Origin of the sequence: Bacillus sp. 5mfcol3.1 (assembly GCF_900114335.1) — a bacterium.
Lineage (GTDB): Bacteria > Bacillota > Bacilli > Bacillales > Bacillaceae_G > Bacillus_A > Bacillus_A thuringiensis_S.
The window spans coordinates 82,641-103,751 of the sequence record NZ_FOST01000003.1 but is presented as its reverse complement, the minus strand read 5'-3'; the positions used below and the strand labels follow the sequence as shown (position 1 = coordinate 103,751).

The following is a 21,111-nucleotide window of genomic DNA, read 5'->3' as shown; positions in this document are numbered from 1 at the left end:
TCTTGCTCACCCAATCACGTCCTTGCTCCAACGATAACCATATCCTCTTTCGGTAACGATAAACTGTGGTTTTTGAGGATTGTCTTCAACTTTAGCTCTTAAACGCTTTATGTATACAGATAACGTGTTTTCATCAAAAAAAACATTTTCTCCTTCTGTTATTTGTTGTAGGAGTTCATCTCTTTTTAATGCTTTGTGAGAATTCTTCATGAAATTCAATAGCAGCTTGTATTCTAAATTCGTCAATGTAATACTTTCACAATTTTTATAAACCTTGACTAGGTTCGTATCGATTCTTATATTCTCAGATCTTAAAATTTGAGATGGCGTTTCTAGCGACGCTTGTTTACGCAATTGTACTTTCACTCTGGCCATGAGTTCCCTAACCCGAAAAGGTTTGGTTATATAATCATCACCGCCTATATCCAGCCCCATTACCACATTTGCTTCTTCATCTAGTGCAGTTAAGAAAATAATAATCGAATTCTCGTTTTTCTTTTTAAAATACAAACATAAGTCATAACCATTACCATCTGGTAGGCCGATATCAAGGATGGACAAATCAAATGTATTGTGAACAAACTGGTGTTTAGCTTCTTTTACACTGGACGCTCTAATCACCTCATAACCTTCATTTCTCAATGAAAATTCGATGGCTATGCCAAGAGCTTCATCATCTTCAACTAGTAATATTTTTTTATTCAAGTATGCCCTCTCCTTTTTCCCCTAGCTTATACTCCAATTACAATAGCCTGGCTATAATCTAGCCAGGCTTATAATATTATTGTTCTCTAATATTATCAATAATATTATCTTGTTGAATTTTTTTCAATGGATTTAAGACTGATAAATAACTAATTATTAAAGCTGAAACAAACGTAATGATACAAGCCTCATAGGGAATCGTCCATGTCATTTTCAACATATCAGATATAGCTAAATATATAATATAAGACAATATACAGCCAAAAAAGATTCCTTGTAAACTTCCCGAAAAACCGTAAATCAAAGCTTCATAGGTAATCATTTTTTTCAAATCCTTTTGTGACATACCAATGGATTTCAAAGCGGCCAATTCTTTTCGTCTAGTCATGATACTTATAGTTATAGTATTGAGGATATTAACGCTACTAATTAAAGAAATGACTGTGATGAAACCATATGCAAGCACTTGTAAAGTAAGTTTTTCTTCTTTTTTTGTTTTATTTTCTTGATAATTATTTACGATTGTAATGGTATAACTTTTTCCAATCGTGTTTTCTATTTCCTTTACTGTCGCGGAAGATTGAGTTACATCCTTTAATTTAGTTTCAAAGCTATTCTCCTTTTTTTCGTATACTTTAGATATATTTTCAAGTGATTTCAATTGATGCAAAACTTGTTCACTTTCAGCTAAATGATCTGGATTATTACCCACTATTTTAATTGTAATATCCGATTTAACAGATAACTTATCAAAAGATTTAGATGCAAATGCAACACTCATTAAATACGAGAAAGTAATAAATAACACACTACTTATAATAATTGATAAGATTGTAATGGTATAGCGATTTTTATTTCGCTTAACATTTTTCATAGCCATGCTCAAAGGAATAGATAAAGGTTTTTTCACCATGGAATTCTTTTGTTTTTTGATTTGTTCCTTTTTAATTGACAACCTGCTACTAATTGCCAACAAAGGGGAGATTTTCCCTGCAAAATAGGCTGGGTACAAACTTGACGCTATTACAGAAAGCAAGGTAATAATCGAACTGATTAGTAAAATATTCCAATCAACATGAAATATCGAGACCGCTTTACTATTTTCCATTAAAAGTGAAAAAGTGAACTGCAGAGAGGCAAGTGCTATTAGGCTACATATAATTCCAATTGGTATAGCGATAACAGCCAGAAAAGTAGCTTCTCTCAGAACGATTTGTCTAATTTGCTTTCGTGTTGCACCAATGCTTCTCAACAAGCCAAACTGCCTCGTTCGTTCTACGACACTGATTTGAAAAGCGTTGTAAATCACAACAATTGTCGCTATCACAACAATGCTGATTGTAATAATTAGCGTAGCCATAATCGAATTATTGTAACCTGGTTTCTCTAATTGAATTAATTCATTACTTATATTAATATTATTTTCTCCGGAAATGGTCTTGAGTCCCTCTAAAACCTCATTAAAGTTTGCTTTTGAGCTAATTCCAACTAATATTTTTCCTTCACCAGCGCTAAACTTACTCTTATAGGTTAGTAACCGTCCCACCTTATTTTCCTGTGTATATGTACTATCACTTAGAAAACCAACCAATTTGTATTTTTTTTCATTTAATTCGAATGAATCACCTATTTGAATATTTTCTTTTATATAAGGTAATACCCAGGGATCAACAGCAACTTCTTGATCATTAGATGGCAATCTGCCCTTAATAATACTGTATTTTAAAAATTCCAAGGCGTTATCATCAGCAAAATTCATTTGTACAGCAGCCTCTCCAACTTGGACTGTTTCTCCCTGTGACATTAAACCAAATGATTCAATTTGCGGGTTATATTTAATTTTTTTCAATATCGATTCATCGTAATTTAATACAACGGCATGAAAAGAATACCCTTGCCTCTTTTTCGTATTCTCGATTTGAGAAATCTGAGTACCGTTCATAAATAGGCCGATTGTAGAAATTAACGATACAGAGAGTACGATTCCTATCAAAGTTAAAATTGTTCGTTTCTTATTTCCCTTTAAGTATCTCCTGCTTAATTGTTTATAATTACCAATCAAGATTAGTTTCCTCCCGTCTTAGGCTTATTCGTGGATAGCCACTGATCGGAAATGATTTGGCCATCTTCAATTGTAATAATACGGTCAGAAGTTGATGCAATTTTTAAATCGTGAGTAATCAATACAATAGTTTGATTATATTTTTTTGCTGTCAATCTTAATAAATCCATGACTTCTTTTGTATTTTGAGTATCCAGATTTCCTGTAGGTTCATCAGCTAAGATTAAATGTGGGCGATTTATAAGTGCCCTCCCAATCGAAACCCGTTGTTGCTGACCTCCTGATAATTCAGATGGTAAATGATTTCGTCTTTCATGAAGTCCCAGAATTTCAATAATTTCGTCCATATAAGGATTATCTACAGGTTCATTATCTAGTAAAGTGGGCAAAGCTATATTCTCTTGCACATTCAATACAGGAATTAAATTAAAGAACTGAAATATAAAACCAACTTTTCTTCTTCTAAATATCGAAAGTTCATTATCTGAATAATTATAAATATTGTTCTCTCCAATAAATACTTGTCCTGAACTCGGACGGTCCAACCCTCCCAAAATATGTAACAATGTACTTTTACCTGAGCCAGAAGCTCCTACGATTGATACAAATTCCCCTTGCTGTATAGAAAGATTTATGCCCTTCAAAGCATCTACCCTACTATTTCCTTCACCATAACTTTTGACTACATTTTCTATTCTTACGATTTCCATTTATATCACCTTATTTTCATTTTAATTTAGTCTTGTACCTCTACAAAGTTTATTTTATTCTGATTATTCGAAGAGAGCTTATCAATCTGTTGTAAAACTTTGTCTACTTCTTGTTTGTTTTTATAATCAAAATTACGTTTTTGAAATTGAATCAATTTCATTATTGACTCTGATTCAGAAATTGTATTATATTCTTGGTCGTTTAGAATAACAAGGTTCATTGGAACATACCCAATCCAAATTTGCTGTTTAACATACTGAGCAGGTACTATCTTACCGTTCAAATTCAACTGGTTATTTTCAAAATTATCACCCGCATAAGAAAATAATAGATTCTGATCACTAGATACTTTATTTTTATCTTTCACCCTCTCAGAAATAATAGATGCTGAATTTGGATCTTTTCTAGCTCTTAGAAGTCCCTTATTAAATAATTTTACCGCGGTAGAACTATTAATAACTGCATATTCTGTAGTGTTGATTTCAAATTCTTCATTTGTATCATTTTGTTTCTTATCTTCTTCTGATAATGGAATCCTTTTTGTTATTGTGACGTACTTTACCTTATAGTCTATTGATTGTTTAGTGTCATCTTTAAACTCTTGTTTAACTTTTTCTACGTCAGTTGCAGTACCACTAACTAGAATCCCATCGACTGGTTGTCCTGGACCTTGCACATAACGTTTTACTCCTAATCCTATTCCTATAAAAATAGCAATAACAACCGTATAACTTATAATTTTTTTCATTAGAATACTCCTTTAGTAAATGATTTATATTTGGATTATAGATGAGTTTTTTTCATAAGTTAATGACTTCTATCTAACTATGTGACTTCTAATCTTACAATTTTGTAAGATTAGTATTCCCCATGCTCAACAAGCTAAATTTATATAATAATAATCTTATACGTTATTATTCTCTTTTTTATTGAAACGGATCGAATCACAGGCAATAACCCGACCTATAATGATTAATGTTACAGATAATAACTTAAGGCCCGTCTTATATATAATCTAAATCTTTAAAATAAACAAAGGATATTACTCCTAATACAGCACCAACTATCCCTAGCATCAAATCCTTATACTTTTGTATAAACATCTTATTCCTCTTTTCGTACAAATAAATTATTCCATATATAACAATACTAAATTATGGAATGTTTCCAAAGAATTAAAACGTTTTTATATTCAGTTTATATGTCTACTTATTTACTTATCCCATAGATAAGTAAATCCAAAGGGATACAAAAACGTCACTTCTTTTATAAACAGTACGACTTTATTGTTACATAATAGTAGTGAGAAATATCACATATCTCATAAAAGGGCTGGGCGGAAATTTAAGTTTACTAAATACCTTTTCTAAAGTTTGAGTGCAACCTTTTTCTGTACACTCCATCCAATCTTTCATCAAACAACTACCTTCTCCCATAATTTTAAAGGATTCCCACTCGATTATCCCGAATATATAAATTACTATTCTCACAAGGAGCGAATTTATATGAATCTATTCGAACACGAAACGTAAAACCGTTCCCCTTTCATAAGAGGTCCTCCTTTTTTCTTTTCTCACCATATCATTTACTTACAAAATAGGAGGATACAATTATGAAACGTGATCCATTATTTTTAACTTTATTAGAAAGTGCTAATACAAATTTTAGCGGTTGGGATTTTTCTTTTATTTCAGAAACGGGTCGAATGAAGAGCGAGCCTTTATCGTGGTCATATGGCAGTACAGCTTTCCAGCTTATGCAGCATGCAGAATCAATGCTCGATATGGGGACTGGCGGCGGAGAGTTTTTATCTATGTTACAACCGTTCCCGTCAACTATTTATGCTACTGAGGGCTACGCTCCAAACGTGCCAATTGCTCGAAAGAAATTAGAGCCTTTGGGGGTTACTGTTGTAGAGGTGAACGATGATACTGCATTGCCATTTCAAGATGGTCAGTTTAATCTAATCCTAAACCAACATGAATCATATGCTGCTTCTGAAGTAAAAAGAATCCTTTCTCCAAATGGAACATTTCTTACACAACAAGTTGGCGGTCTCGATTGCGCGGAACTTAATGACCAATTTGACACACCACTAAATAGTGAATTTGCAAGTTGGTCGCTTGAAGCGGCATGTAATGAACTACAGGAAAACGGATTTACTATCTTAGAAGCAAAAGAAGAATTCCCTTTCCAACGCTTTTATGATATTGGCGCTATCGTCTATTATTTAAAAGCAATTCCGTGGCAAATTCCTGATTTCACTGTCGAAAGGTATTATGAGGAGTTATATCGTATACATGAGATTATCTTGCAAAAAGGATATTTTGATGTGAAGCAACATCGATTTATGATTAAGGCGATTCGTGACTAACGGAAAAGAGGTGGCAAAGCCACCTCCTTTTTTGTTCCTTTTACGTATGTTCTCTACTCTTTCACCATAAGAAAAGTTATATCATACATATTACAATTATGACCAATGAATTGTATTTCTGAAACTTATAATCACCTCGCATATATAACAAGAGCAAAAACGTGATTTTTCACTTTCCTCTTCTATTGAGAAACAAGTTGTTTTTCATATCGCTTGTTCGCATCATCTTCTTTCAAACATGCAGTTGTGTAATTAATAATATTCCGGTTATCGTACGTGAATATATGTTTTAACTTATTTTCTTCTTGTTAATACTGTCGGTAAGTATTTTGGTAAATTGCTAACTACTCCTCTATTATCACCATCTAATATCCAATCAATTTCTTTCCATTCTAATAAGCCTTCAGCCGTACGTAATGGTGTATTCATTTGCATTCCATCTGGCAAATCAGCAACGAACACATACATTCCTTCACTAGCCTGGGGCTCACCTTTACCTTTAAAACCAACAGTCCCTTTATACGTTACACTTGAAAGTTCTATGCCCGTTTCCTCAAACGTTTCTCTAATTATTCCTTCGTATGGCGTTTCATTCTCTTCTATTTTTCCTCCAACACCATTCCACATCCCCATATTCGGCTTTTTATTTCTATGTTAATAGCAGTATTTTATCGCTTTTTCTAATAAAGCAAATTGTGTATTTGTACATACGATCATTTCCTTTCATTTTCCACATGAGTTATTTGGCTTATTTTCAAGTAAAAACACTCGCCTTACAATTCCTTACTACATAATATATAGTACAACTTTCATGCGTAAACACTTTACGTCAAACGAGAGAATCCTTTTTAGAAAGGAGAATTTAAAATCGATACTATAAGCAATGAATTTCTAAAACAATATTACGACAGCCTTGTGTGGTTAAAAGATACACATTGGTTTGGAGTTCCAATCTGTAAACTTCCCTCTGATCTCTTTTTGTATCAAGAAATCATTTATGAATTAAAGCCCGATTTAATTATTGAATGCGGGACTTTTCACGGTGGTAGTGCACTGTATTTAGCTTCTATGTTAGATTTAATTGGAAAAGGTCACGTACTTACTATCGATATAACTCCGCAGCCAAATCGGCCATCACATAATCGGATTACGTATTTAACAGCATCTTCTGTTTCTGTGCAGGCCATCCAAACAATAGTAAGTATGCGCAAACCTGATGATGTGATTTTAGTTATTTTAGATTCTGATCATAGTAAAGAGCATGTTTCAAAAGAACTCTTGCTATATAAATCTATCGTCACTACTGGCAGTTATATAATTGTAGAAGATACCTCCATTAACGGAAATCCGCTTCTTCCCGATTGGGGTCCTGGCCCAATGGAAGCTGTGGAAGAGTTTTTAACAAAAAACAATAACTTCATAATCGACGAGTCTAAACATAAATTTTTCATATCATTTAATCCAAAAGGTTTTTTAAAGAAAATAAAGTGAAACTTTAATAAGTGGGGTTTTGCTCATCCCCCACTTATTCTATCATTTTCATTTTTGAAAAAGGATAATATACGAATTCCACCTTGCCAATTATGTTATCTTCTTCAATATATCCTAAGCCATTTCGACTATCTCTACTTACTTCGCGGTTATCTCCCATTACAAATAACTTATTTGGTGGAATTTTTGTCTTTTGAAAGTTATAAAACACTTGTGTGTTGTTAAATAAATCTTTGTTCGTATATGGTTCTTCTTGCTTTTTATCGTTCACATATACCTTTCCGTTCGTTATGTTAATTACATCACCAGGAAGCCCTATTACACGTTTCACATAATATTTCGATTCATCCTCTTCTTTTATAATGACAATTTCTCCGTGTTGTAAATTAGAAAGACGTACTACCGCTTTATTTACAAATACGTAGTCTTCTTCATATAAAGTCGGCTGCATCGATTCCCCTTCCACCTTACATAAAGTAAAAGAATGGTAGCCTATGACTATCACCAATATAAATAGTATGTACTTTCCCCAGCCTCTCTTAATCTCCTTTTTCATATCCATTCCCACCTTATAAAGCGCTTTTTAACTCAAAAAATATATCACTGCACAATATGTTTCCATGCAGTGATACTATTTTTACTGTGCCTTGTTCGGTTGTTCTACTGGAATTGAATTTGTATTTGATCTATTTGTTTTTAATTCAAAATACGCATCCAAAATCTCTTTACCAATCGCAGAATTAATTCCTGATTTATCATCATTCACCCATGGTACAACAACTGAAAAAGCTACTTCCGGATCCGCATCATATGGTGCATAACCGGCAAGAGTTAAATTATAACATTTTTTTCGGTTGTTGTTCTCATCTCTTCCAATATCACTTTCTCCACCATATACTGTCTCAGCTGTTCCTGTTTTTCCCGCTGGTTTATATGGTAGACCTTTAAATGTTCCGGTTCCGGTTCCGTCAGCTTCTTGAAAAACTCTTCTAAATCCTTCTTTTACATGATTAATGTACGAAGTTTCCATATCCACTCTATTTAATACAACTGGTTCAATCGACCGAACGACTTTTCCTGCATCCTCTGGTCTATTCGGTTGCTCTCTAACTTCTTGTACAATTTGTGGTTTCATTCGGTAACCGCCATTTGCAATGGTTGAAATATATTGCGCAAGCTGAAGCGGTGTATATGTATCATACTGTCCAATCGCGTAATCAAGTAAAAATCCGGGTATGTTATCAGTTCTACCTATTTGACCGATCGATTCATTTGGCAGGTCAATACCAGTCGACACACCTAGGCCAAATTGTCTAAAATAGTAGCGCATTTTATTAAATGTTTCTTGTTTAATATCTAATGGATTGTTTGGAACATAATTAATGCCTGCCATTTTTAAAGCTGTATTAAACATATAAACGTTCGATGACACTTGCAAAGCTCTTAAATCATCAATATCCCCAAATTCTTTCCACGATTTCTTCGGCTTAGAACTTCCTTTAAAATACATTGGCGCATCAAAGAAGTGTGTATACGGCTTAATCGCTTCTGTTTGATATCCAGTTAATAAAGTAGCCCCTTTTACAGTTGACCCTAACTCATAAGAACTTGTCATCGTTCCTAATGCATAATCTTCTATTTGCATACCGCCATCTTTATTTACAATTTTCTTTCCTGCCATTGATAAAATTTGACCGTTTTTCGGATTCATCATTACTACGAACGCACGATCCATCATCGGCTCTGCAGCATGAAAGGCTCGTAAATTCTTTTCAAGGCTTCCCTCTACTCTTTTCTGTAAATCCATATCGACTGTTAACATCAAGTTATTTCCACTTTTTCCTTCAGTCACTTTTTCTGTTCGAACAATCTTCCCTGCTTTATCCATAATATTTTTAGACTGTTCTTTCGTTCCATGTAGTGCATCTTCGTATTGTTTTTCGATGTAACTTTTACCAATACGGTCGTTTCGATTATAATCACGAACTAAATAATAATCTAATTGTTCTCTTGGCAACCCTTCATTTTCATTAGAAACGCTACCTAGTATAGAGCGCAGTATTTTATCATTTGGGTATTCACGTTCCCAATCTACTGTTGTATCTACCCCCGGTAAACTTGCCAACCTTTCACTAACGACAGCATATTCATTTTCACTTACGTCTTTTTTAACGATTTGCGGCGTCATTTTATATCCCGCATTCATTTTGCTTTTAATTACTAATACTTCTATATCTTCCTTTGAAAGCTCATTTAATTCTTCTTGTGTAATTCTTTCCCGGCGCAGTTCTTCTACTTTTTTATCTAACTCTTTTCCTTCTATTTCTTGCTTTCTAAATTTACTCTCATCTTCTTTCGTTACTTTCGCTGCTGCCCGCTTTTCATTTAACTGCATCCAAAAATCTTTTTTATCTGTCTCTGTTAACTTATCCATGTCCTCTTGCGACATTTCAATTAGCTTAGCTAAATCTCTTGCTACTTGTAAAACTTCTTTCGAGTCCACTCCTCTCATTTTCGTATATGTAACGGTTCGTAATGGTTTATTATTTACAATAACGTGACCTTGTCGATCAAACATTTTCCCTCTAGGAACGGGAGTACTTACCGTTACATCTTCCTTTTTGTTTACTTCATTTCTATACGTTTCTCCATCAATGATTTGTACTTTACCTAATTGAATTATAATAGCTGAAAATAAAAGAAAGACAATAAAAAATAGTACATTTAACCGAAATGGAATATGAGTCTTTTTCTTTTTCGATTGTCTTTTCTGCTCCTTTTTCTGTCTCATTTCGCTCCCTCGCTTCATTCTATTAACATTTCTACGCAAAATCATTATGTATCAAATTTATTTATATGATATATATAGAATTTTATATTAATTACTAAAGAAATAAAAGATTTAATTTTCAGTTTTTTAATTTTATAACCTATTTATTACCATTCCCCTTCATACGTCATAACATGAATTTTATTCAAACAAAAAACTGAGGTGTTCTCTATACACCTCAGTTTTTCATAAAAATAATAACTTATTTAACCGACGATAACCCTTCAACAAACTCACCAATCTTATTTTGAAAAACAAAATCAAAGTTATATTCCTGTCCTGTTAACTCTTCATTTACTAAAATAGTTGTTGCTCCTACTTCCCTCTTTGCAATTTGCGGGAATGAAGCGACAGGCTGTACTTTTAGTGACGTTCCCATAACGATAAGCACATCTGTTTCATATAAACGTTTGATTGCATTTTGATATTGCGGCAATGTATCTCCGTATAAAACAACGTCTGGATTTAAAATGAAATTACACTTCTGACAGCGCGGCACTTCATGATTAATCATATACTGTAAATCATAGCCTGATTTACATTTTGGACAATGTGCTGTTTGAAGTGTTCCATGTAAATCGATGACATGCTTACTGCCACCTAATTGATGTAAACCGTCAATATTTTGCGTTAAAATCGTAATATCTTTCCCTTGTTCTTCTAGCTCAGCTAAAAAGCGATGGCCACGATTTGGTTTATATTGATGGAACGTATTAATTTGAAAGATTTCTTTATAATGCTTCCAAAATTCTTTCGGACTTCGGTTATAGTACCCTCTTGATAAGTACATCTCCACATTCGCATCAGCATACAATCCATTTGCTGAACGAAAATCTGGAATACCACTTTCCGTACTTGCACCAGCGCCTGTTAATACTGTAATTTTCTTCGCTTTTTCTAAAATTGAACGTACTTCTTCAAATTGTTGCACAAAAATCACCTCTATGTATTTTCCTATTCTTATTATACCAGTTGTTTACAGGAGGTGTTGTACAATTCATTTTACTTAATGCGTTGCGCCCCCAACCTCTACAATATCTACTTCAACTGTCGTCGTTACTTCGATTGCCAATTCTATCCCCTTACGAATAGTAGAAAGTGACATACTCGATTGCCCTGGATAATTAATCGCTTGTTCTGGTAAGAACGGAATGTGAATGAATCCGCCTTTTATTTTCTTATCATGTTTCTCTAGTTCATGCATAAGTCCATAGAATAAGTGATTACAAACGAATGTACCTGCCGTCTGTGAAACAGATGACGGTATGCCCTCTTCGCGAAGTTTTTTTACAATTGCTTTCATCGGGAGTGTGGACCAATACGCAATCGCTCCTTCTTCTACAACCGGTACATCTACCGGCTGATTCCCTTCATTATCAGCAATTCTTGCATCATCAATATTAATGGCGACACGTTCTATCGTGATATCTGGTCTGCCCCCAGCTTGTCCAATGCATATAATAATTTCCGGCGCTAGTTCTTCTATATACTCTTTTAATACGCTTATTGATTTATGAAATACAGTTGGTACTTGTTTGCTTATTATCTTGTATTCTCCAATTGTTTTTTCATGCAAACCTTTTGCTACTTCCCAAGCTGGATTGATATTTTCTCCGCCAAACGGATCAAACCCTGTTAATAATACTGTTTTCATAGTTTTATCCTCCTAATTAGAAACGATATACAAGGCCGTACATAATAAACATATTTATGATAAAAATTGAAAGAGCAATTGGTACTTGCGCTTTAATAACCGCATTTTTATCCTTTAGCTCTAAAAGCATCGCAGGTACGATATTAAAGTTTGCTGCCATTGGTGTAAGCAGCGTTCCGCAATATCCAGCAAACATACCGAGTGCTGCCATAATTGCTGGGTTTCCGCCGTGCATTTGAACTATTAAAGGTAAGCCAATTCCGCCAGTAATAACAGCAAACGCTGCGAATGCATTTCCCATTACGACTGTAAATAGCATCATGCCTAAACAGTACGCCATAACAGCAACGAACGGATACTCTGTCGGCAGCACTTGTCCGACTAAATCTGAAACAACTTGCCCAACGCCAGACTTCGCGAATATACCGCCAAGTGCTGCTAACATTTGTGGTAAAATTACAGCCCAGCCGACAGCTTGTAATAGTCTGCTTCCTTCTTGTACAGGCGTTGTTATTTTTGATTTTGTAATACGCATCGCCGCAACGAATGCAAGTAATGCACCAAGCGCTAATGCAACTAACGTTACTTTATCTGGATCAACAAGAGAGACATTTCCCCATTTGATTTTCCCTAACGTCAACGTACCGATAATTGTAAAAATAGGAATTAAAAGTGCAGGCATAAAAATTTTATTTTTTAATTTCTCAGCATGTTTCACACGTTCTTGTACTGGAACTTCTTTTTCCTCTGATTTTGTTACTTTATTTAGTGAAGCTAAAACGACCATAGCGAGCACTATACAGCCAACGTAAAACGAAGGAATTACATTTCCGAATAAAAATGTAACTGCAAACAATGCCCAAAATAAACTAGAACCTAATCTGTTTGGATGTTCACGATCGAATGCGATACGAACAGCAATAAAAGTAACGATTATCCCTAATACATAATAGATTGTATCCATTGTTATGATGTTCATATTAGATTGCCTCCTTCTCTTTTTTTCCTTCTGCCTTCATTGTTTTCTCTATATATTTATCAAACCTTCTAAATCTAATCCAGCTTACAATAAGTGCAGATATTGCTGTCGGAATGCCCCAAAGTGCCATATCCCATACTCCGACATGCATACCTACTGAATCGAAGAATCCTTTCATTAATAAAATAGCTCCAGTTGCGATGAAAATATCTTCTCCGAAAAACCAAGCTGTATTTTCAGCAGCTGCTGCGTTTGCTTTAATCTTTTCTCTTAATTTTTCAGGAAGTTTACCGTATTTACCTTGCGCGGCCCCTTCTGCCATCGGTGCAACGAGCGGCCTTACTGTTTGCGCATGCCCACCAATATTAAGCCCTAGTGCTGCTGATGATTCTCTTATCGTAAAATATGACATTAATACTCTTCCAGTTGTTGCTCCTTTTGATTTCGTTATAAGTGCTTCTGCTCTTTCTTTTAAACCGTAACGCTCTAAAATTCCGATTACCGGTAAAGTTAATATAATTGGCATAGACATATATCTATTTTCTATGAAAAATTTACCGAACATGCTGATCACATCATAAAAACTTAACCCTGAAACCATACCAGTAACAATACCTGCAACCATAACTACTAAAAGTGTATTTAATCTAAATAAAAAGCCCACTGCAACAAGTAGTATCCCAATTAATTTAATCATTTCTAGCACTTCCTCTCATTTTTTATTTCGGTGCACAAATAGAAATTTCATTAAGTTCGAATGTTCTGTATATTCTTCTCGCAAATTGCACTGCTTTTTCCCCATCGCCGTGTAAACAAATCGTTTGCGCCTGAACTGCTACTTTCTCTCCATTGACCGCATTTACATGGCCTTCTTTCACCATTTGAAGTACTTGCTTTATCGCTTCGTCTTCATCTTTTATAAGCGCATTTTCTTCTGTACGGCTCGTTAATGTACCATCTTGCTTATATGTACGATCCGCAAAAGCCTCTTGTACAAGAGTTACTTTGTATTTTTCTGCAGCCTGTATAAACGCCTCGCTATTTGCTAAACCATAAAGTAATAGACTTGGATTTATATAATAAATTGCCTTTGCAATTGCATCTGCAATTTCCGGATTAGTTGCCGCCATATTATATAAGGCACCGTGCGGCTTTACATGCTGCATTTTCCCGCCTGCCGCTTTCACAAATGCGTCTAATGCGCCTGTTTGATATAAAACATAATCGTATACTTCACTTGCTGAAACATTCATGTTTCTCCTACCAAATCCAATTAAATCAGGAAATCCAGGATGCGCCCCTATTGCTACGTTATGCTCCAAAGCTTTTTCAACAGTTTGACGCATAATAGACGGATCACCCGCATGAAAACCGCAAGCAACGTTTATAGAGGAAACGAACGGAAGAATCTCATCATCATTCCCCATTTTATAAGCGCCAAAACTTTCTCCTAAATCACAGTTTAAATCGATTGTAGTCATAATGTATTCCTCCTAATTTCAGCTTCGTAAAGCGATGAATTTCTTTAATAGATTCATATTTACTTCTTGTTCTATGTACAATTGTTCCGCTTCTTCAAGCGTAATTTTCTCAAAAGAAACATAGTCCCCCGGCTTTAGCTGGGCAAGAAGAGGTAAATCTACTGAAATGATATTTCCCATTCTCGGATAGCCACCTGTCGTTTGCCTATCTGCCATTAATATAATCGGCTGTCCACCATTAGGAACTTGAATGGTTCCAAATGTAACAGGACTCGATAAAATCTCTTTTTCTTCATTCCTATTTAAAACTTCTCCCTCAACCCTATAGCCCATACGGTCAGCATAATTAGATACCTTATACTCTTTCGTAAAAAATGCCTTTCTACTTTCTTCTGTAAATTGATCATATTCAAAGTCAGTTATGACACGAAGCTTTGGATGTTTCTTATACTTTGGTAGTACTCTGTTGCTAATTGCCCATTTCGTTTTTATTCTCGCATCTTTTTGTAAATCTTGAATGAAACGACTCGCCATTTCTGGTTGTGCACCAATTTGGAAGTAGTTACCCTTTTCCAACATTCTTCCTTCTATACCACCAATCGCAGCACGTATGTACGTACTTTTGCTTCCCATTGTACGCTCAATATGTATACCACCCGCAAAAGTTACATACGCTCTGCAACCACTTTTCACTTTTCCAAAACAAAGCATACTACCTTCTTCCGCTAAAATGGGACGCCATAACGGGATACGTTCTCCATTCAATAACGGTTCCATATCTGCTCCGCCAATCGCAAGTAAAGTCGTTTTCTTTATTAACAATTTAGGTCCCATAATCGTCATTTCGAGTCCCGCTTCATTCTCCTTATTACCAACTAACATATTGATCATCCGAAGTGCACTTTGATCCATAGTCCCGCCAACTGGTACACCGTATTGTTGATAATGAGATCGCCCTAAATCTTGGACTGTTGTAAACATTCCCGCATGCAAAACTTCTACATCCATTCTTTAGCCCCCTCAAGTGATACGTACTCTTCCTTCGTTATTGGGATAAATCGTAAATACATACCACTTTGAATATATGTTGGTATTTCTTCTTCCGGATTAAATAATGAAATAGGAGTTCGGCCGATAATATTCCATCCTCCTGGTGTTTCAAGCGGATATATACCTGTTTGATTTCCGCCAATACCTACTGAACCAGGAGAGATTTGTAACCGTGGTGTTTCTTTTCTAGGTGTTTCTAATTCTTTTGATAGTCCTCCTAAATACGGGAACCCTGGTGTAAAACCTAACATATATACAAAATATGTAGTTTCACTATGTATTCGAATCACATCTTCTACTTGTATATCTTTATAATGTGCAACCTCTTCTAAATCAGGTCCATATTCTCCCCCGTAGCACACTGGTATAGAAATATGTTTCACATCCTGTTTTACTTCTTCTTTATAAGAATCACACAGCTCCTTTATATACTGGCGAACGTAATCATATGGCCTTTCACTTCTCTCATTTCTCTTCCATACTTCGTATACATTGTAGTAAACAGCTAATGAAGTAAACGACGGAACGCACTCAATCATTCCTGCAAACGGATGTTGCTGCAGTGCTTGAAATAACCGCTGTACTTTCTCATATATATCCATCTTAATTTCTTCACCAAATGTAACAATAATTGCTTGATCCCCTAACGCAGAAAATTTCATCCTACTCCCTCTTTCTATGCCAAAAAGCCGAGTTCTTTCGAAATGCGATGTGCTGTTTCTTTCACCTTAGCGATAAAATATGAAATGTTACTTTCGCTGTACTCAATTGCTAATCCCGAAATACTCATACCTGCTACAACCGTTCCATCACTTGCGAAAATGGGCGCTGCTATTGCGGCTGTATGATTTTCTAACTCAGAATAACTAATTGTGTAGCCTTCCTTTTTTGCCATTTGCAACACTTCTAGCAATTGTTCCTTATCCACAATTGTTCCATCTGCAAACTGTTTTAAATCCACTTCCTCTATGTATCTCCGTTTCTCTTCCTCAGAAAAATACGATAGTAAAATTCTCGGACATGCACCAGCATAAAGCGGTGCTCTTCTTCCAACCGCCGTATACACGCGTACTGGCTGAACACCTTCCATCTTTTCAACATAAATTGCGTCATTACCATCTTGAATTATTAAATTAACTGCCTGTCCTAAACTATCTCTAAGTTCTTTCATATAAGGAATTGCTATATTTCTTACTGATAATCGGTGTGAAACAAGTTGACCGAACCGTAAAAATACGACCCCTAAACGATATTTCCCCTTTTCGTTTTTTTGTAAAAACTCCATCTCTTCCAACGAACCAATTAAACGATAAACAGATGTTTTCGGCATATTTGTAAGCTGAACCATCTCAGTTAAACTTAGCTCTTCATGCTCATAAAACAACTCTAAAATATCCATTGTCTTAACTGCCGTTTTATTTATACTCATTCTATCTCCCTTTCGTTCCGAATTACGGAACTTAAATTCCGTTTTTCGAAACAAACATATAATTTAAAATTATAAAATATTCTTTCAATTCATTCAATAGATTTTAAGCAAATAAAAAAGTATGGAAGAATATCTCTCCCATACTTCACCACACTTTATAACGCTCTTACTTGTTCCAACGGCCAGAAAACAGCTTGTCCTTTTCCGACAATTTCATCTTCTGAAATAAAGCCAAACATGCGACCATCCTTAGAAACTTCACGATTATCCCCTAAAACAAATACTTGGCCTTCTGGCACTTTCGTTTTCCCAGTGATTTGTTCTAACGTAAAGTCTGGAGTTAATACACGGCCTACTGCTTTTTCTTTAAACTTTTTTAAATATGGTTCTTCCATCGCTTTTCCGTTTACATATAAAACATCATTTTTATACTCAACTGTGTCGCCTGGCAAACCAATTACTCGTTTTACTAAATCGTATCCTTCTTTTCCGTGGAAGACGATAATATCAAAGCGATCTAATCCACTTATACTATAACCAATCTTATTCACGAGAACTCGTTCGTTATTTTTTAAAGTGGGCATCATTGATTCACCTTGCACTAAAGAAGGTGTAAATAAAACACCGCGAATAATAGCAATTAATACAAGGGTAAAACCTATCGTTTTAGCCCAAGAGAATAATTCTTTCTTCGTATTTTCCTTCATCGTTTCTCCTCTTTCTTAAGCACTTATTTTATGATTTCAACTAATTCTTGTACTAAATTAGGGTCTATTTCAGAAAAACATGATTTTCCTTCTCTTACCGCTGTACCGACATGAGCTTGCGAAATTCCAGTTTCATCTAGCAATCGCTTTATATTTTCTTTCGTCACCCCAGCTCCAGCTACAAGCTGAATTTGACCATCGCTTACCTTTTGCATTTCTGTAAGCACCGGAATATTCTCTACTATATTTCCCTGTCCACCTGAAGTTAAAACGTGAGTCACTTTATGAAACTTCTTTAAAGTGTTCATTGCTTCTACTGGATTTTCTATATCATCTATCGCACGGTGGTACGTTACATTTATTCCATCTACAACAGATAGTAAGTTCGCTAATTTCCCTTCATCCACTTCATTTCGTTCATTTAATACACCTAATACAACACCAGCTACTCCTAATTTCTGAGCAACTACAATATCTTCTTTCATCATTTCAATTTCTTCTTCCGTATATGTAAAAGACTTCGCATGCGGACGAATCATAACATGAATTGGTATACTTACCGCTTCTACCGCTTTCTTTATAAAAGCATAACTCGGTGTTAAACCACCTTCTGTATAAGATGAAATTAATTCAATCCGCTTCCCGCCAGCACTTTCAATTCGTTTTACATCTTCTAAACATGTTGCAATAACCTCTAGCATGAGATGACCTCTTTTCGTGCTTTTTTCTTATTATAACATTAGTAAAAATAAGAAGCCTAGCTTTCTCCTTTAAAACTTAAAAAAGAAGAATGAAAAGAAAGATTTTTTATTAGCAACGATTATTGATAACATCCTATTATTCATGTACACTCCTACCATAATGAAAAAGCCCGTCATTTTGACGGACTTTTCTAATTTCAAGCTTTTCTTTCCTCAGTTTTCATATCAATGCCTAATTGATCTTCTAATAACTTTACACCTTTCTTTGTAAGATGGACAGCTCGGTTCTTATCCGTTTTCGTAATCCATCCCTGTTCAAAAAGCAGTTTTGCAATTGCAGACCCTAACCAACCAGAAATATGGTAGCGTCGTTCACTCCAATCAAGACAAGGTTTTGCAAATACCCTCCTTTTTATATCTGCCTTATCAATATTTATTCCAAAATTCAGAAACCATTTCTTACCTTGTTCCGTTACAATGTATTCTCCATCCTCTAAAATTATAAATTTCCTATCAAGTAATTTTTCAGTTATCTCTACACCGAGTTTGCCTGCAAGATGATCATAACAAGTTCGAGCATAACGAATTTGTTTTAGTTGGCTTGATTGTTTTAAAGAGCGAACTTGAACTGTTGGTGCAATTGTCCCTAACTTTTCAAGCACTTCTGCAACTTCTTGATTAGCAAGTCGATAGTAACGATGTCTACCATGTTGTTCAACTGTAAGTAAATTCCCTTCTACTAATTTAGAAAGATGCGAACTAATTGTTGGATGTGACACTTTTGCCATATAAGCCAATTCACTAGCAGGTAGTGCCTGATTATTCATTAGACACTCTAAGATGATTGCTCTTGTAGGTTCAGCAATTAGTTTAGCTATATATGAGATATTCGGATATACATTCATATTTCGATGATACCCTAACTATTAAATTGATACAATTATTTTAAGTTTAATAGTAAAGGAGAATGTATTATGAATGCAATTGATCTTAGTATATTAAATTTAAAAGAAACGAGAAGGCGCTCAGAAAAATTATGGAATTCTCTTCCCGATAATTTTCTTAATTGGAAGCCTGATCCTGAGGCTATGTCCTTTGGTGAAATGATTCGTCACGTATGGAGCTCAACTTTTTACTATCATATGATTATAAAAAACAACGGTTCAATAAACGACATACGTACCCCGTATGATGACGAGCCAATTACTTGTGTAAAAAAAGAAATTGAATTGGCACAATCATACTTTACTGACTTCATAGAATATGTTCAATCAATAAGCATAGCCGAGCTAGATTCAAGACTTATTGATAGAAGTGATGTTGGCTATCAACGATATTTAGGTGATATGCTATTAAGAATTGCCTATCATGATGCGGTCCATGCAGGTCAATTTTTACAATATTTACGAATGGTAAACTTAGAAAGACCATTAATTTGGGATTAAATACGAAAAATGTTTATACAGCCTCCAAACTGGCATTACAATAAGAATTTTCAACAAGAAACAATCAAAAAACCATGATAATCATTTATATTAAAAACCTACATCTCAACCAAGTACTTCATACACATAAAAAGCACGGGTTTGATTACTAATCAAACCCGTGCTTTCAAAACAACTATAATATCCATAAACAATAAAATGTAAGCTTTAAATACTACGACCGAAACGCCGCATCCGCCAGCATAGACAATGTTGCATCATCCATCGGTGGATTGTGTAATCCTGCTCTGACGTTTAAATAGTAACGATGGAGCGGATTTTTTTCTGATAAACTTTTTGCTCCTACGATGCGCATTGATTTATCCACTATGGATATCGCCGCATTTGTTACGGCGTATTTCACTGCCGCTAATTCTGCTTGCAGTGACAGTTTATCTTCTGCCTCATCGTATTTTTTCGCAATTTGATATAAAAAGACGCGAGCTTGCATAAGCTCGAGTTCTAATTCTCCAACTAATTTTCTAACATTCGGTAATAAACTAATAGAATGGTTTAAACTATTTGGCTTGTATGATCCCGCAAATTGAACTGCATAATTTCTTGCTGATTGTGCAATTCCTAAATAACATGCTGGTATATGTAGCAACCAGCCAATACCCTTTTGTTTCACTTTCCCGCTTTTTACATCCGTAAAAAAGCGGCTTTCTATCTCTACATTTTGTAAGACAAGGTCGTGGCTAGCAGTCCCTCTCATTGCAACGCTATCCCACGTTTCTTCAATAGATACACCGAGTGTATTTCTTGGAATGACAAACTCACCAACTTCTTCTTGGCCTTCCATACTTGCTGAAATAATAAAATAATCAAGTACTGGCGCCATCGTTGTAAAAGTTTTTCTTCCATTTATAACCCACTTCTCGCCTTGTTGAACCGCTATTGTTTCTGGTTTGCCGCCACGCGTCGGACTCCCTGTTTTCGGTTCTGTTGCTGCCCTGTTAAAGAGCGCACCATTACCTACTTCTTCGCAAAACCATTTGAACATCTCATCATTCCAAGAGCGATTTTCCGCTAGCTCCTTCACAATGCCAAGATGCCAGCCAATCGATAATGCAGTAGCTCCACAGCCTTCCGCGATTTTCTCTTGAAATAAAACGAAGTCATATAAAGAAATCGCACTATCACCAAATTCCTTCGGTAACGTTAATTTCGTATATCCAATATCTTTCAAATCATTTATATTTTCATACGGAAATGATCCTAATTCACTTAGCTGATGCTCCCTTTCCATGAACTTCGGAATCAATTTATTTATTTTCTCAATAATTAAAGACTGTTCTTCTGTTTCAACAAATGAGAGTGCCATACTATAATCTCCTTTATGCTCGATTCATAAACCGTTCATTTTGTCATTATGATTATATGAAGCTACCTCTCTATTGTTTCACTATTCCGATAAAAATACAATGTTTTTGACTAATAAGAAAAGTTCCTA

Annotated in this window: 21 protein-coding genes and 2 pseudogenes; 3 read left to right on the top strand and 20 right to left on the bottom strand. The window is 35.1% G+C overall.

From position 1 onward, the window contains the following. Window positions 1-6: 6 nt before the first annotated feature. The 5 genes and pseudogenes from BM089_RS18655 to BM089_RS31920 form a co-directional block, all read right to left on the bottom strand. The gene (locus BM089_RS18655) at window positions 7-705 is read right to left on the bottom strand and encodes a response regulator transcription factor (RefSeq protein WP_001035094.1); all 699 of its coding nucleotides are present in this window, start codon (window positions 703-705) and stop codon (window positions 7-9) included. A gap of 76 nt (window positions 706-781) precedes the next feature. Continuing rightward, complete coding sequence (locus BM089_RS18650; RefSeq protein ID WP_061659996.1) at window positions 782-2,767, bottom strand: ABC transporter permease; 1,986 nt, start codon at window positions 2,765-2,767, stop codon at window positions 782-784. A gap of 2 nt (window positions 2,768-2,769) precedes the next feature. Further along, the gene (locus BM089_RS18645) at window positions 2,770-3,477 is read right to left on the bottom strand and encodes an ABC transporter ATP-binding protein (RefSeq protein ID WP_000407086.1); all 708 of its coding nucleotides are present in this window, start codon (window positions 3,475-3,477) and stop codon (window positions 2,770-2,772) included. A gap of 26 nt (window positions 3,478-3,503) precedes the next feature. Beyond that, window positions 3,504-4,226, bottom strand: a complete 723-nt coding sequence (locus BM089_RS18640; RefSeq protein ID WP_072938836.1) for a lipoprotein BA_5634 family protein — start codon at window positions 4,224-4,226, stop codon at window positions 3,504-3,506. 156 nt (window positions 4,227-4,382) lie between these two features. Further along, a pseudogene (locus tag BM089_RS31920) lies at window positions 4,383-4,581 on the bottom strand (hypothetical protein). A gap of 509 nt (window positions 4,582-5,090) precedes the next feature. Between BM089_RS31920 and BM089_RS18635 the strand changes: the two are divergent. Then, window positions 5,091-5,852, top strand: coding sequence for a class I SAM-dependent methyltransferase (locus tag BM089_RS18635; RefSeq protein ID WP_000817586.1), 762 nt, complete (start codon window positions 5,091-5,093; stop codon window positions 5,850-5,852). Window positions 5,853-6,034: 182 nt separating this feature from the next. Here the strand turns inward: BM089_RS18635 and BM089_RS18630 are convergent. After that, window positions 6,035-6,561, bottom strand: a pseudogene (locus BM089_RS18630) (8-oxo-dGTP diphosphatase). Window positions 6,562-6,719: 158 nt separating this feature from the next. Between BM089_RS18630 and BM089_RS18620 the strand changes: the two are divergent. After that, window positions 6,720-7,343, top strand: a complete 624-nt coding sequence (locus BM089_RS18620) for a cephalosporin hydroxylase family protein (protein ID WP_265736938.1) — start codon at window positions 6,720-6,722, stop codon at window positions 7,341-7,343. Between the two features lie 34 nt (window positions 7,344-7,377). On the opposite strand, the gene lepB (BM089_RS18615) is transcribed toward BM089_RS18620, so the two are convergent. From lepB (BM089_RS18615) to BM089_RS18555, 13 genes are all read right to left on the bottom strand, one after another. Continuing rightward, complete coding sequence (gene lepB, locus BM089_RS18615) at window positions 7,378-7,899, bottom strand: signal peptidase I (protein WP_002094069.1); 522 nt, start codon at window positions 7,897-7,899, stop codon at window positions 7,378-7,380. A gap of 81 nt (window positions 7,900-7,980) precedes the next feature. Then, window positions 7,981-10,134 (bottom strand): peptidoglycan D,D-transpeptidase FtsI family protein, encoded by a 2,154-nt coding sequence (locus tag BM089_RS18610; protein WP_090977695.1) that lies wholly within the window; start codon window positions 10,132-10,134, stop codon window positions 7,981-7,983. Window positions 10,135-10,375: 241 nt separating this feature from the next. Continuing rightward, the gene (locus BM089_RS18605; protein WP_063547776.1) at window positions 10,376-11,104 is read right to left on the bottom strand and encodes an NAD-dependent protein deacylase; all 729 of its coding nucleotides are present in this window, start codon (window positions 11,102-11,104) and stop codon (window positions 10,376-10,378) included. 75 nt (window positions 11,105-11,179) lie between these two features. Further along, complete coding sequence (gene pcp, locus BM089_RS18600; protein WP_061659991.1) at window positions 11,180-11,827, bottom strand: pyroglutamyl-peptidase I; 648 nt, start codon at window positions 11,825-11,827, stop codon at window positions 11,180-11,182. A gap of 16 nt (window positions 11,828-11,843) precedes the next feature. Continuing rightward, on the bottom strand, window positions 11,844-12,806 hold the full coding sequence (locus BM089_RS18595) for a DUF979 domain-containing protein (protein ID WP_090977693.1): 963 nt from the start codon (window positions 12,804-12,806) through the stop codon (window positions 11,844-11,846). Window position 12,807: 1 nt separating this feature from the next. After that, window positions 12,808-13,503, bottom strand: coding sequence for a DUF969 domain-containing protein (locus BM089_RS18590; protein ID WP_016512633.1), 696 nt, complete (start codon window positions 13,501-13,503; stop codon window positions 12,808-12,810). Window positions 13,504-13,525: 22 nt separating this feature from the next. Continuing rightward, the gene (pxpA, locus tag BM089_RS18585; RefSeq protein ID WP_090977691.1) at window positions 13,526-14,287 is read right to left on the bottom strand and encodes a 5-oxoprolinase subunit PxpA; all 762 of its coding nucleotides are present in this window, start codon (window positions 14,285-14,287) and stop codon (window positions 13,526-13,528) included. Between the two features lie 18 nt (window positions 14,288-14,305). Beyond that, window positions 14,306-15,295, bottom strand: a complete 990-nt coding sequence (locus BM089_RS18580) for a 5-oxoprolinase subunit C family protein (RefSeq protein WP_090977689.1) — start codon at window positions 15,293-15,295, stop codon at window positions 14,306-14,308. Beyond that, window positions 15,286-15,999: a 5-oxoprolinase subunit PxpB gene (pxpB, locus tag BM089_RS18575; RefSeq protein WP_090977687.1), complete on the bottom strand. Its 714-nt coding sequence runs from the start codon at window positions 15,997-15,999 to the stop codon at window positions 15,286-15,288. The genes BM089_RS18580 and pxpB overlap by 10 nt, the downstream gene beginning before the upstream one ends. A 14-nt stretch (window positions 16,000-16,013) precedes the next feature. Further along, complete coding sequence (locus tag BM089_RS18570) at window positions 16,014-16,766, bottom strand: IclR family transcriptional regulator (protein WP_000026359.1); 753 nt, start codon at window positions 16,764-16,766, stop codon at window positions 16,014-16,016. Window positions 16,767-16,921: 155 nt separating this feature from the next. Next, window positions 16,922-17,473, bottom strand: coding sequence for a signal peptidase I (lepB, locus tag BM089_RS18565; RefSeq protein WP_000662498.1), 552 nt, complete (start codon window positions 17,471-17,473; stop codon window positions 16,922-16,924). 23 nt (window positions 17,474-17,496) lie between these two features. Then, the gene (locus BM089_RS18560; RefSeq protein WP_000895115.1) at window positions 17,497-18,174 is read right to left on the bottom strand and encodes a copper homeostasis protein CutC; all 678 of its coding nucleotides are present in this window, start codon (window positions 18,172-18,174) and stop codon (window positions 17,497-17,499) included. 197 nt (window positions 18,175-18,371) lie between these two features. After that, entirely contained in the window at window positions 18,372-19,079 is a 708-nt protein-coding gene (locus BM089_RS18555; RefSeq protein ID WP_001103831.1) for an ArsR/SmtB family transcription factor, read from the bottom strand. A 69-nt stretch (window positions 19,080-19,148) separates the two neighbouring features. Here BM089_RS18555 and BM089_RS18550 point away from each other — a divergent pair, with 69 nt between their 5' ends. After that, window positions 19,149-19,619: a DinB family protein gene (locus BM089_RS18550; protein ID WP_000991274.1), complete on the top strand. Its 471-nt coding sequence runs from the start codon at window positions 19,149-19,151 to the stop codon at window positions 19,617-19,619. 214 nt (window positions 19,620-19,833) lie between these two features. On the opposite strand, the gene BM089_RS18545 is transcribed toward BM089_RS18550, so the two are convergent. Beyond that, window positions 19,834-20,982, bottom strand: a complete 1,149-nt coding sequence (locus BM089_RS18545) for an acyl-CoA dehydrogenase family protein (protein ID WP_090977685.1) — start codon at window positions 20,980-20,982, stop codon at window positions 19,834-19,836. Window positions 20,983-21,111 lie beyond the last annotated feature (129 nt).